This is a genomic window from Sphingobacterium chuzhouense (assembly GCF_014692525.1).
GTDB classification, from domain to species: Bacteria; Bacteroidota; Bacteroidia; order Sphingobacteriales; family Sphingobacteriaceae; genus Sphingobacterium; species Sphingobacterium chuzhouense.
Window position 1 is genome coordinate 193,539 of record NZ_JACNYL010000005.1, and the last position, 13,877, is coordinate 207,415.

A 13,877-nucleotide genomic window follows, 5' to 3' on the forward strand; every position below is an offset into this window, starting at 1 on the left:
CAGCTTACTTTTGTCTAAAAAATACTTGAATAGGCACTCCCGTAAAATCAAAATGCTCCCGCAATTTATTCTCAATAAAGCGCTTATATGGCTCTTTGATATATTGCGGTAGGTTACAGAAAAACGCAAACATCGGCGAGCGTCCGGTAAGTTGCGTGATATACTTGACCTTGATGTATTTTCCTTTGATAGCGGGCGGCGGATAGTTTTGGATGACTTCCAACATGACGTCATTGAGTTTAGAGGTCGGTATCTTTTTCGTTTTATTTGCATACACCTCCATGGCTTTTTCCACCACTTTAAATATGCGTTGTTTTTCTGTTACGGAAGTAAAGATAATTGGAACATCTGTGAACGGTGAAATTTTTTCGCGGATACGCGTCTCAAACTCTTTCGTGGTCTTGTGATCCTTTTCAATGGTATCCCATTTGTTGACCACAATCATCACACCCTTCTTATTCTTTTCTGCCAAGTGAAAGATGTTAATATCTTGTGATTCAATTCCATCATTAGCATCTAGCATCAGAATAACGACATCCGAATCTTCCAATGCTTTGATCGTCCGCATAACGGAATAGAATTCGATATCCTCGTTCACTTTATTCTTCCGACGAAGCCCTGCCGTATCGATAAGTAAAAACTCGTTACCAAATTGATTATAGTGAATGCGTATAGAATCACGGGTCGTCCCAGCAATATCAGTCACAATATTTCTTTCCTTACCTAATAGCGCATTCGTTAACGATGATTTTCCGACATTCGGACGACCGACGATCGCTAGCTTAGGTAAGGAGATTTCCTCTTCTTCTTTCTCTTCCGGGAAATGAGACACTACGGCATCTAGCAATTCTCCTGTACCCGAACCGGTTATCGAGGATACATTATAAACTTCGCCCAATCCAAACGCGTAAAACTCCGCCGATTCATGGGTTCTTTTAGCATGATCTACTTTATTAGCAACGACATATACAGGTTTAGAAGTGCGACGAAGTATATCGGCAATTTCATCATCTAGATCTGTGATACCTGTCGTCACATCTACCATAAAAAGGATAACGGATGCTTCATCTATGGCGATATGAACCTGATCCCGAATAGCTTCTTCGAAGACATCATCCGAACCATGAACGAATCCACCCGTATCAATAACCGTGAATTTCTTCCCTATCCATTCAGCCATTTCATAGTGGCGATCACGTGTCACACCACTGAAATCGTCAACGATTGCCTTTCTACTTTCTGTTAAACGGTTAAATAATGTCGATTTCCCTACGTTCGGGCGACCAACAATTGCCACTATATTTGCTGCCATATTGTATTTTATACCAAGAGGAGATGTTCCATTCTAAAACACGTCATTGCGAAGCGCACGGCAACGAAGCAATCTACGTTTTGATATCACCAGATTGCCACGTCGTCATTCTTCCTTCTCGCATTGACGGTAATGGGTTCTAGACACCGCCACTCTCCATTTATTTATAAGGTCACAAAGTTACATAAAATAGATGGCATTATAATGCTGCCGTTATCTAAGGTAAGGTATCAAAATCGATAACAGGTGCTTCTATTGGTGGATTGATGGAAAAAACACTATTTGGAGCAATAACTTCCGAGAAAAAGCCGCCATTCTGCAAACAGAATTGTTCATTCTCGATACCACCTACGGCATCTATACGTTGCTGCGCATTGTAAGTCGCATCAACCGTGAATTTAGCCTCCTGGATTGGCAACCAATTACCTGCCACTGTTCTTACCCACCTATTAGAGAATAAAACGCGCCGACCAAGGTGTCCATTATCCGGATTGAAATTTTCCAAAAAGCTATGAAAACCTGTTAAATGTTTGGAAATCTCCGGACGCTTCCAACTGGCAATCAGATTCCAACCACCTCTATCTTCCAAATAAATCCAAGCTGTAAAATCGGTTGAACCGATATTATCCGGCCGGCCTTTAAGCAAAAATTTATACGGCTCCCCTGCTTTCCAATTATACTTCAAATAGCTTTGTCCACCCGAGCCCTCATTTCCAAACTCGCCCGTATAAACATCGTCGCCTTTCTTATTCAGGTTAATACGTAAATGTGAGGGAATTTCTTCTGGATTATCGGTATTGTGCGGACTCCAAACAGAAAATAACACTCTCCTCTCTGTTGCAGAATTAACCTGTATTCCAAAATACCCTTCACTAAACCCATTGCTCATAAAATACGATCCTATGGCGTCTTCTCCTATTGGCACTATCAATTCACCATAATAATATTCGACAGGGTCTGTTGTCGGAACGGTGTATGCCATGTGACAAGAAGGCCCTCGCCTCGCCCAGTAGTAATAGTCTGGGTCGTTAGCGTACAAAATATTATCGGTCGTCGGTTTGCCTCCCACCAATATGTGCGATAAATCAGCAAAATAATCGCCCGTCTTTGTTAATCCTTGCAAATCCACTTTAACATAACCTGAATCAACATCGAAATATCCCACATGATACGTTTGGTAGTCATCGCCCGATAAGGCCACTTCTTTAGAAATGTCATTAATCGATACGCGTATGGTGCTTGAATTGTCCGCAGGAGCAACTTTAGCACGCAATTTAAGATAGAGACGGCCAGCCTGTCCTACGCGAAAATAAACACTGGAGACAGTCTCTACAGCTGTCCAGTTTGCTAATCCATTTTCCGTTATAGCCTCATCAGCACGCTCAGGTTTATTGGTAATAAATGCGTTTCCTGCCAGAGGGATCTCAAACAATGTAGAGTCTGCCAATTCCGCTTCGTTATCTATCGCATCGTCTTTTAGCTTAGAACAAAAAGATAGCGAACCCACACATAAACTTAGTAAAGTAATAATTCTAATCGTTCTTATTATCTGCATAGTAATCCGTTTATACGGTAAACTTAATCAGTTTCTATTAGAAGAAAGAAGCAAACAACGCATCAAACGTTTGCACAATATGCCATTCTATGTAAAATAAAAAAGGGAACCCGTGAAGATTCCCTTTTTAAAATACGATGATATATCTTATCCATTTGATAGCGCCGCCGCACCGGAAACAATCTCCGTCAACTCTGTTGTAATGGCCGCTTGTCTTGCTTGGTTGTAAGATAACTTTAATGCTTTCAGTAGCTCACCTGCATTTTCGGTTGCTTTATCCATCGCCGTCATACGCGCTCCATGCTCAGAGGCATTAGAGTCTAAAACCGCCTTATACAATTGCGTTTTGATAGCTATAGGAATGAGCTCCTCAATGATTCTTTCTTTGGATGGCTCAATAATATAATCCGTTTCCGCCGATACTGCGGTTTCCGGTTTTTCCTGAGGCACTAACGGTAACAACTGCTCTGTAGTCAATATTTGAACCGCTGCGTTACGGAACTCGTTATACACAACTTCTACCCTGTCGATGTTTCCGGCTTTGAATTCCTGCATAGCATATTCCGTTACCTGGGATACATTCAAGAAGTTAAGGTCGCTGTACAACTCATTGTAATTACCAATAACGTTAAAACCGCGCTTTTGAAAGAAATCATGGCCCCGTTTACCGATAGCAATGATGCTTAGGTTACCTCGAGCATGTTGTTCAGCATATTTACCGAAAATCAGGCTATTAGCTGTTTTGATTGCGTTTGCATTAAATGCTCCCGCCAAACCTCTATTGGAAGTCAACACGATAACCAATACCTTCGTCGGTATCCGATCTTGCGTATAGGGCGAATCATTCCCTTCAACAGAAGCAGAAACTTGTGCCAGAATATCCCTTAATTTGTTGGCATAAGGGCGTAACTGTACGATAGCGTTTGTGGCACGCTTCAATTTCGCCGCAGCCACCATTTTCATGGCTTTGGTAATCTGTTGCGTTGATGTTACCGAACTAATCCGGTTTCTTACTTCTTTTAAATTTGCCATTCTTTTTTAGTAGTGAGCATTGTGTATGCTTAATCGCTATACACAATACGCATATCTAACACTAATATTTTGCTGCTAATTCGCTAGCTACTTTTTCTAACACACCTGTTAACTCATCCGTAAATTTACCAGCTTTGAAAGCTGCTAAAACCTCTGGATGACGTTGCTCCAATTGCGTTAAATACTCTTCTTCAAACTGACGAACTTTATTTACAGGAACAGAACGAAGCAATCCTTTTGTACCGGCGTAGATAATGGCTACTTGTTTTTCTACAGAAACTGGAGAATACTGGCCTTGTTTCAAGATTTCCACATTACGGATACCTTTATCCAATACTGCTTTCGTAGCGGCATCTAAATCGGAACCGAATTTAGCGAAAGCTTCCAATTCGCGGAACTGCGCCTGGTCAAGTTTCAATGTACCGGATACTTTCTTCATCGGCTTAATCTGCGCGTTACCACCCACACGTGAAACCGAGATACCTACGTTAATCGCCGGACGGATACCTGCGTTAAATAAGTTAGATTCCAAGAAAATCTGACCATCGGTAATCGAGATTACGTTTGTCGGAATATATGCAGATACGTCACCAGCTTGTGTTTCGATAATCGGAAGTGCTGTCAAAGAACCGCCACCTTTTACCAAGTGCTTGATAGATTCCGGTAAATCGTTCATATTACGCGCGATATCGTCAGACGAGTTGATTTTCGCTGCCCTCTCCAATAAACGGGAGTGTAGATAGAATACGTCACCAGGATAAGCTTCACGACCCGGTGGGCGACGCAATAACAACGATACTTCACGATACGCTACTGCCTGTTTTGACAAGTCGTCGTATACGATCAGTGCCGGACGACCTGTGTCACGGAAAAATTCTCCGATGGCAGCACCTGCCATTGGCGCGTAGAACTGCATTGGAGCCGGATCAGCTGCAGATGCTGCAACAACAACGGTGTAAGCCATCGCTCCGTTTTCTTCCAGCACGCGTACAATGTTTGCTACTGTTGAATTTTTCTGTCCTACAGCAACATATATACAGAATACAGGCTCACCTGCATCGTAAAACTCTTTTTGATTTAAAATGGTATCGATACATACCGCAGTCTTACCTGTCTGGCGGTCACCGATAACCAACTCCCGTTGACCACGACCTACCGGAATCATCGCGTCGATCGCTTTGATACCAGTTTGCAATGGCTCGGTTACAGGTTGACGGTAGATAACACCCGGCGCTTTACGCTCGATAGGCATTTCGTAAGTTTCACCTGCGATCGGACCTTTACCATCGATAGGCTGGCCCAATGTATTTACAACACGACCTAACATACCCTCACCTACCTTAATAGATGCGATACGTTTGGTACGCTTAACGGTATCTCCTTCTTTGATTTCATCTGAAGAACCCAAAAGAACGACACCCACGTTGTCTTCTTCCAAGTTTAAAACGATACCTTCTAATCCATTATCAAATTCAACCAACTCACCGGACTGAACTTTAGTTAAGCCGTATATACGAGCAATACCGTCACCAATGGTAAGTACGGTACCCACTTCCTCTAGTTCGGCTTCTGATTTAAAGCCCGACAATTGCTCTCTAAGAATTGCCGAAACTTCATCTGGTCTTACCTCTATCATTGTTATTATTATAAGGGGTTTTTGATTCTATTTTTAATTCAATACCAGGGACTATACACCCTGCGCTGCAAAATGCTTTTCTAATTTATTCAACTTACCAGCAATGCTTGCATCGATTTGCCTATCTCCTACCCGTACGACAAAACCTCCGATCAAGGATGGATCTACGATATTTTTCAGGATAACCTCTGCTTTGATTTCACCTGTAATAATCTGCTGAAGTTCTGCAAGATTTGCTTCAGAAAGCGCTGTAGCCGATGTAACAGATGCCTTCACAATACCCTTTGCCTCATTATATTCACGAACAAACTCCTGAGCAATATCCAACAGGATAGCTGCACGTCCTTTATTCACCAATATATAGAAAAACGAAACAATGGTAGGGCTAATCTTTCCTTCAAAAATCGCTGCTAAGATATTACGTTTCTTATCACCGCTAATAATCGGATTTTTAAGGATAGCCAACAACTCGGAATTAGACTTCAATACCGAAACCACACTTTCCATATCCTTCTTCACGGCATCTAATTGGCCTTGTTCCTGTGCTAAGTCAAGTAAGGATTTAGCGTATCTGGATGCAACTGTAAAAATCGACATATTTTTAATTTAAAATCTGAACAACCCGTTAGTTTAACTTCACGTCTTTCAACAAGTCACTTACAAAAGCGTCCTGTTTAGACTGGTCTTCAAATTCTTTTGTTAATACTTTACGGGCAATATCCAAAGATAAAGAAGAAACTTGATTTTTAACCTCAGCCAACGCTTTGTTTTTCTGTTCTTCAATTTCTCTTTTCGCTTGCTCTAAAATCTTTTTACCAGACTCTTGCGCTTCCGTTTTCGCATCAGCAACGATCTTATCTTTAAGTTCTTTTGCTTCTTTTAAGATATTATCCCGCTCAACACGTGCCTCTTTTAATAACTGCTCATTTTCGTTGGTTAGACGAGCCATTTCCAATTTTGCCTTTTCTGCCGAATCCAGCGCATTTTGAATATTTTCTTCTCTTTCTTTAATTGCTTTTAGCACCGGCTTCCAAGCAAATTTACCCAACAAGAATAACAGGATCAAGAAACTAACGGTGTGCCAGAAAATCAGACCAATTTCGGGAATTAATAAATCCATATTATTATGCTATATATGACGTTTAAGTTTTTCGTTTTAACTATTGATTGTGGACAAATAAAAGAACCCGAAGTGGCAACCCCAAAACAGGTTCTTTTAGTCCTTTGCGTTTCTCGAAGCTATTATTAAGCGATCAAAGAAACAACTACTGCGAATAGAGCAACCGCCTCGATAAAAGCAGCAGCGATCAACATGGCAGTTTGGATTTTGGAAGCAGCTTCAGGTTGGCGAGCGATAGATTCCATTGCAGAACCACCGATTTTACCAATTCCTAATCCAGCTCCGATAGCAGCTAAACCTGCTCCAATTGCGGCTAATGTACCAGTCATAGTTTTAAAATATATATTAGTTGAAAAATTATTTCCTTAATCTATTTATTATTAATGTTCGTGGTGTTCTTCGATAGCCATACCGATAAACAATGCCGAAAGAATTGTAAAGATAAACGCCTGTATAAAAGCCACTAACAATTCGATCAAGCTGATAAATATAGTAAATATAACCGAACCTCCGGCTACTGCACTCGCATTGAAAATGAACGGCAAACACAATAAAGACAACACGAGAATGTGACCTGCCGTAATGTTCGCAAACAAACGGATCATTAACGCAAAAGGTTTCGTGAATACTCCGATAATCTCCACCGGAATCATCAGCGGTTTCAACCACCAAGGTACTGGCGGGTTGAAAATGTGCCCCCAGTAGTACTTATTCCCGTTAAATAAAATGATCAATAACGTAATGACGGCAAGTACCATCGTTACGGCAATATTACCTGTTACGTTGGCAGACCCCGGAAAGAATGGCACCAAGCCCAACATATTCATAAACCATATAAAAAAGAATACGGTCAATAAATAAGGCATAAAACGCTCATATCGGTGTCCTAGATTCGGAATAGCAATTTCATCACGCACAAAAAGAATGATCGGCTCCATAAAGGACTGAATACCTTTTGGGGCTTTACCTGCGTTTTTCTTATATCCTCTTGCAACCGCAAAGAATACAAGAATCAATACGATGAATCCTAAAAAGATACTGAATACGTTTTTTGTAATGGAGAAATCTAACGGGCGTTTATTTGTAGCGTGATGTTCTTCATCATATACGACATAAGAACCGTGATCATTTGCTTGATCCGCTGCGTAATAAATCTTACCGTGGTATTTAACGAACTGCTGTCCCTTTTTCTCAACGATTTTAGTACCGTCGTCGTTCCGCTCAAATTCGCTAGAACAAAAAGTTACCAGACCGTTTTCTGTATATAATATAACAGGTAGGTAGATACCTACCCATTTTGATTTACCTTCCGGGTCACCACCAAAAATAGTAAATTCATGCGAATCGCCGATGTGATGGAAAATAAAAGCGGTGATGTCAAAACCTTTCTTCTCGTGCGCATGGTCATCCGCTGTTTCGGCATGCTGTTCCGGTGCAGATGTGGTATTTAAAGAGGAGGCAAACGAAGAGAAAGAAGCTAGAAAAACGCACAAAATCATCAAAGTTCTGATTCTGGCTGAAGTTAAAAAGTGGCTTATTTCCATCTATACAATATTTTTAGCTATTTTATTTTGCGCCGCAAGTTACGTAACAAAATGATAACTTCAAAGCATGACATTAATAAATATATGCAAAAAAAATTCAGTCCTAATAGCACCTTATTTTCGGCTTTAAAACCGTACAGAAAAACGATAAAAATACCGAGCGATACCAGCATTTTTATCATGACGCCACCAAGAATCGCATACACACCAAGTTCCGGATTACTATGTATTCCAAGATACGATATGGCATAAGCAAATACCGTAACCAAATACAACAATATACAGAGTGGCACAAAAGTACTATCTAAAAAGAGCGTGTTTACAGACTGTTGTATGAAGTATGCTCCTCCAAAAATAAATATACTTCCCAATAGTAGCTTCCAGGCAAACTGCCCTGTGGCTTTTAATATTTCCAATGTGTTATTAATTTATTTTCCGTTCTTTCCCATACGTTGCACCTGCACGATCAGCTGATATAAGGAAATCAAAACAGCGAATAAGGTCAACCCTATTGTCCACCAGTTTTTTTCTACCGCATACTTTTCGTCGAGCCAGCTTCCAAGCCAATAACCTGCAAAGATAGTCGCCAACATTTGGAATGGCACACCAATCCATGTAGCCATTTTTCTGCGATTTGATTTTTCCATTTTCAACCGTTCGTTATTCGTGACTCATAATCCCTGACTCGTCATTGACTATTGACTCCTGTCAACTTCCCACTCTCCACTTCCAGCACCTTTTGCCCCAACTTTATATCCGGGTAGGAATAATCTTCACCGAGTATCATCTTAATCTCCGAAGAAGACTTCCCATCATTTTTACGCAATACATCCAATAAAACTTCCAGTTTAGTGCTTTCTATTAAATCTTCAGCTTCCACTTCATTTCCTACAAAATGAATAAGGTGACCGTATATTGTTCCTGCGACCATACCACGTTTCTGCGCGATGTCATCAACACTTAATCCATCGAGGAACAAATCTAACGAAATAGTTTTGGTATCTTTCTCGACTCCTTCTTCCTCCGCTTCCTTAATTTCGCTATCCTTTGTTTTTTCGTACTGGCTAAGTGTTTGTACTTGATGAGACAAATCACCTTCGTTCGTCAATATATCCGCAATCGTCAAGCAATGCGCCAACTGCTCCTTCTTACGCCTAAAATCCAACAGTATTGACCGCAGTTCCTGTACATATTTTTTAGTGCGCTTCTTAATTTTCCAAGCTTCGATATGCTCCTGCATCGTTAGCAATATCTCTTCGTCAAGCCGAGGCAAGAACCAAGCTACCGCAGCTTTTGTCCGCTCGCAGATTTTACTATAATCTAATGCTTCCTTATCCCGCAGCATCGTATACAATAAGGTCACGAACTTATTTGCCACCTTTTCTTGTTCCTTTAATACAGTGGAAATTTCTGCCAGATAGGCTAAAGCGGCATCCTTACCGTCAATATTTCGGTTTGTTAACGATTCTTTCAACTCGTCAACACTTTCAACCAAGGTTCCCCATCGAAAACTTTGCAGTACAATCTGTCCTAAATAGTTACGTTGACATGATTCCAATATTTTTGCGACCTCGGCGTTAGGCATCATCCGTTGCATAAAATCGACCACTTGGGCATCTGTTCGGATGGAATGCATCGGAATTTTAGATTTCAACACCAATCCCTCCAACCCTGTTAGCCTACTCAATGCAACATACACCTGTCCTGCGGCAAACGAAGTCCCTGCGTCAATGACAGCCTTATCAAAAGTAAGTCCTTGACTTTTATGGATGGTAATGGCCCATGCCAACCGTAAGGGGAATTGGGAAAATGTCCCCATCACTTCTTCCTCTATCTTATCTTCACCTTTATTATATTTATATCGGATATTCTCCCAGGTTTCACGACGTACCACGACATCATCCGAACCGTCATTAAATCCCACAACAACCTGATGGCGATCCAGATTGAGTTCCTTAACCGTTCCTATTTTTCCATTAAAAAACTTCCTGTCTTCCCCACTATCATTTTTAATAAACATGACCTGTGCGCCTAATTTTAAAGGAAGCATCTCATCCGCAGGAAAGGAAGCCTGTTGAAATTCGTCTTTCACGACAGCCCGTACATTATGCATCGTTCCCTTCAGTCTTGTCAGTTGTTCCTGATTGATAGCGTCCGCCAATTTGTTGTGCGAGGTCAAGGTAATATATTGCTCTCCTTCGGCAGGAGAAAAATCGTCTTGATAATGCACGTTCAACTTTTCCAGATCATCCGCTGAACATTTATTGTTCCGGATATTGTTTAGTAACGCAATAAAATAGCTGTCATTTTGCCGATAGATTTTGCTAAGCTCCAATATAACCGGCGGATGCTCCCGCAAAACTTTGGCATCAAAAAAGAAAGGACTGCTATAGTGATCACGCAACACTTGCCATTCGTGTTCCCGGACAACGGGAGGCAACTGATAAAGGTCACCTATAAAGAGCATCTGCACGCCACCAAATGGTCGCATATCACGACGTACCGATTTCAGGATAACATCAATAGCATCCAGCGTGTCGGCACGCACCATCGAAACTTCATCAATGACCAACAGTTCCAGTTCCTGTAAAATAGCTCTTCGCTGTTTGGTCAGTTTAATGGTAGAAAACAGCCGGCTCTTATTGTATATATGACTATCCTGTTCATTCCACTGCAATGGATAGTCTTCGATAAATGTTCCGAACGGCAACCAGAAGAGTGCATGAAGTGTGGTTCCTCCAGCATTCATAGCTGCTACTCCCGTAGGAGCGGTAATTGCCATCTTTTTATGTGAATTCTCCCGGATGTATTTTAAGAACGTAGTTTTTCCAGTACCTGCTTTACCTGTTAGGAACAAATGCTGGTTTGTTTGATTTACAAAAGAAACAGCCTGCAAAAAGGCTTCGTTTTGTTTATCAAATTTTAATTCTTCCATCGATTTTATTTTTTGGGATTGTTAAGCATGTTACTGAACCTCAAATGTAATAAAAGTTAAGGAGGTTAGGAACATGTATTGCGTAATTTCAAGAAAACTCATAACTTCACCGAATAAACAAGCGAACGGGGAACTTTCGCATAACAGATGAACGTATTATTGTTTACAATTGCTAACAAACAAAAAACATGACCGAAGAATATATTAATAAAGGCGATTTATTTAGCCAGATTGAAGAAAATTTAAAAGGACAGGGATTTACTATTGATCACATCGATCAAACCCGTCCGTGGGGAGGTTTCTTTGTCATCGCCGAGGAACAGGCGCAACAATTTGCAAACACCTATTTTGATGGTTTAGATGTGCAAAACCTTAAAATAGCGGGCAAATTAAGTCCTAAAATTTTAGTGGTAGCTCCCGAAAAGCGTTTATCTTGGCAATACCATCATCGTCGCGCAGAAATCTGGCGTGTTACGCAGGGTGAAGTTGGTGTCATTACCAGTTCCACGGATCAGCAAAATGAACTAAGAAAATTAAAAGAGGGTGATGTTATCCGACTTTCCCAAGGAGAACGTCATCGCTTAATCGGATTGAAAACTTACGGTGTAGTCGCCGAAATATGGCAACATACCGATGCCAACAACCCATCTGATGAAGGTGATATTGTTCGGGTAGAAGATGATTTTGGAAGGTAAGTAGGGGCACTGTGCCTCTACTTACCTCCGAACAATGCTTTAATAGAGTCAAAAAAACCTGGTTTAGCAATTGCCACCCCTAGCCCGAAAGCACTTTCCTTACCTATTGCAGCATATTTGTCACGCAGGCCCGGAATATCTTCCACCGGCACTTCCACATTAGAAAGTGGGATATATTCAATCGTTGCAGTAGCACCATGCTTGTCCACTTTTTTCTTTAAACTATATTTGAACAGCTCATAGTCCACATCCATTTGTCTATTCGTATACTGATCCTGCGTATCTATCGGTTTATCCGAGCGAATAGTAATCGAATATCGTTCACTATCATACGAATGCCAGAAACTCACATCTTTCAACATGTAGTCTTTTAAGTGGTTTTTCAAGATGTTGCCGTCGTAGAATTTCAAGTATTTTCGACCATCATTCCCTACGTAATATGGTTTGTCAATAGTTGCTGTATATAACGTTACAAAGATATTATTCACTTTATCGTCGTTTACCACGGTCAGCGAAGCATCTTTGAACACCTCACGTTTGTCGTTCCCATTTTCACTTTCTACAAAATCCATACAACTGAAAACGAAATTATTGGTATTGTCTATCACCGCTTTCTTATTGGTCGTCTTCACATAGCGCCGCATACCGTTTGCGCGGCCGTAGCGATAGGTCGTTTTTATGGTGATGGTTCCCACTTCGTCTTGCACATCCAGCGTGATTTCATCAAAAATGGCAAAATCCAGGCTCTTATATGGCTCGCGCTGCTGCAAAGTACCATTTGGCTTGATTTCCATATAGTTTAGAAAGCTGATAAACGTACGATTCTCCAGCGTACCATATTCGTCGCGGTAGGTAGCATCCACGAAATAATCGTTCCCATTATGATGTACTTTTACGATGACATGGTTAAAGTTGAACAATGACGGTAAATAGTATTTCAAATAATAGTCTGCGTTGTAATTCACCAAGGTAATGGATGAATCGACACCTAAGTAATCAAGCACACATTTGAGCAGCACGGTTTTCGCTTTACAATCCCCTTGTTTAAATTCATATGTTACCCAGGGGTCTTGCGGCTTATGTCCGTGCATTTCCTCTTCATTATAAATATATCTGACATGGTTCTGTACAAATTCGATGGCCAATTGAATCTTCGCTTCGATATCCTCGCCAAGAGCATCTAGTTTAGCTACCAAATCAGGTGCATATTCCGAAAGAGGCTTGGCCTTCAATGCGGCTTCATAATAAGGAATCACCAAATCGAGCAATTCTTCGTATGTATATTGTGTTGCAAAATCAATAAAAGGGAAAAGTTCACGATTGACATCCACGGGGTTGAGGTAGTTTTCATGACGTAATGAAAACGTGTCTCCAGGGGCTATCAATCCCTCTTCTACAGGCAACAATGCTCCCTGCTCGTCACGGAAAAATTGCTTTTTATAGGCAACCGGTTTGGAGCGTTTATTTATAAGGTCAAATGCATAACTTCCATACGCCCAATAGACGTCCGGACTTGACCATACATACTTCGTCAACTCTTTACGCAAAAAATCCTTGTCTGTATAGGTCAGCACACGGGTATCCTCCACGAGGATAATGTCGTAGAGACGTACATCTTTAATACTGATATTTACTTTCTTAGAGCTGTTAATTACGCCATCTAAACTCTGCCCTTCATTGTCCAATACTTTGAATTTCGTATCCGGAAGCTTATCAATCAATACGCCATCACGAAGTATCGCAATACGATGAAATATCATTTGCTCTGACGGATATAATACAAACTCGTTAACAGCGGCAAACTCCAATGTTCCGGGTTGTTGCACACTATAGGCCATGCAATTGTATTCTGCATTTTGCGTGTCGTCTGTATATTGGATTTTGCGAAGGAAATAGCAGTAATCTTTTCCTTCATCATATTGCTGTTGGGAAAAGTCGCTTTCCACAATTTTGGATAACAATTCTTCTTCAGACAATGGACTTGCCCAAGCCGCGGGTGTTCCAATCTTATATTTTTCTTCTAATTCTTGCTCCATAAAAACTGTTAG

General features: G+C 40.9%; 13 protein-coding genes. 1 reads left to right on the forward strand and 12 read right to left on the reverse strand.

The annotated features are described in order from the left end of the window. Window positions 1-4: 4 nt before the first annotated feature. The 11 genes from der to H8B21_RS18595 form a co-directional block, all read right to left on the reverse strand. Window positions 5-1,312 (reverse strand): ribosome biogenesis GTPase Der, encoded by a 1,308-nt coding sequence (der, locus tag H8B21_RS18545; protein ID WP_190315339.1) that lies wholly within the window; start codon window positions 1,310-1,312, stop codon window positions 5-7. Window positions 1,313-1,529: 217 nt separating this feature from the next. Beyond that, entirely contained in the window at window positions 1,530-2,867 is a 1,338-nt protein-coding gene (locus H8B21_RS18550; RefSeq protein WP_190315340.1) for a DUF3472 domain-containing protein, read from the reverse strand. 147 nt (window positions 2,868-3,014) lie between these two features. After that, the gene (gene atpG / locus H8B21_RS18555; protein WP_190315341.1) at window positions 3,015-3,899 is read right to left on the reverse strand and encodes an ATP synthase F1 subunit gamma; all 885 of its coding nucleotides are present in this window, start codon (window positions 3,897-3,899) and stop codon (window positions 3,015-3,017) included. Between the two features lie 61 nt (window positions 3,900-3,960). Next, window positions 3,961-5,535 (reverse strand): F0F1 ATP synthase subunit alpha, encoded by a 1,575-nt coding sequence (gene atpA / locus H8B21_RS18560; protein ID WP_190315342.1) that lies wholly within the window; start codon window positions 5,533-5,535, stop codon window positions 3,961-3,963. 51 nt (window positions 5,536-5,586) lie between these two features. Continuing rightward, entirely contained in the window at window positions 5,587-6,132 is a 546-nt protein-coding gene (locus H8B21_RS18565; protein WP_190315343.1) for a F0F1 ATP synthase subunit delta, read from the reverse strand. Window positions 6,133-6,160: 28 nt separating this feature from the next. Next, window positions 6,161-6,655: a F0F1 ATP synthase subunit B gene (locus H8B21_RS18570; RefSeq protein ID WP_190315344.1), complete on the reverse strand. Its 495-nt coding sequence runs from the start codon at window positions 6,653-6,655 to the stop codon at window positions 6,161-6,163. A gap of 125 nt (window positions 6,656-6,780) precedes the next feature. Then, a complete protein-coding gene (gene atpE, locus H8B21_RS18575) occupies window positions 6,781-6,984 on the reverse strand; it encodes an ATP synthase F0 subunit C (protein ID WP_105727133.1) in 204 nt (67 codons plus the stop codon). A 51-nt stretch (window positions 6,985-7,035) separates the two neighbouring features. After that, on the reverse strand, window positions 7,036-8,154 hold the full coding sequence (atpB, locus tag H8B21_RS18580; protein WP_223815139.1) for a F0F1 ATP synthase subunit A: 1,119 nt from the start codon (window positions 8,152-8,154) through the stop codon (window positions 7,036-7,038). A gap of 62 nt (window positions 8,155-8,216) precedes the next feature. Next, complete coding sequence (locus H8B21_RS18585; protein WP_190315346.1) at window positions 8,217-8,615, reverse strand: hypothetical protein; 399 nt, start codon at window positions 8,613-8,615, stop codon at window positions 8,217-8,219. Between the two features lie 12 nt (window positions 8,616-8,627). Then, complete coding sequence (locus H8B21_RS18590; protein ID WP_190315347.1) at window positions 8,628-8,846, reverse strand: AtpZ/AtpI family protein; 219 nt, start codon at window positions 8,844-8,846, stop codon at window positions 8,628-8,630. 41 nt (window positions 8,847-8,887) lie between these two features. Next, on the reverse strand, window positions 8,888-11,134 hold the full coding sequence (locus H8B21_RS18595) for a helix-turn-helix domain-containing protein (protein WP_190315348.1): 2,247 nt from the start codon (window positions 11,132-11,134) through the stop codon (window positions 8,888-8,890). Window positions 11,135-11,322: 188 nt separating this feature from the next. On the opposite strand from H8B21_RS18595, the gene H8B21_RS18600 reads away from it, so the two are divergent. Then, on the forward strand, window positions 11,323-11,829 hold the full coding sequence (locus tag H8B21_RS18600; protein ID WP_190315349.1) for a cupin domain-containing protein: 507 nt from the start codon (window positions 11,323-11,325) through the stop codon (window positions 11,827-11,829). A gap of 17 nt (window positions 11,830-11,846) precedes the next feature. Here the strand turns inward: H8B21_RS18600 and H8B21_RS18605 are convergent, their stop codons facing one another. After that, window positions 11,847-13,865, reverse strand: coding sequence for a hypothetical protein (locus tag H8B21_RS18605; RefSeq protein ID WP_190315350.1), 2,019 nt, complete (start codon window positions 13,863-13,865; stop codon window positions 11,847-11,849). Window positions 13,866-13,877: the final 12 nt, after the last annotated feature.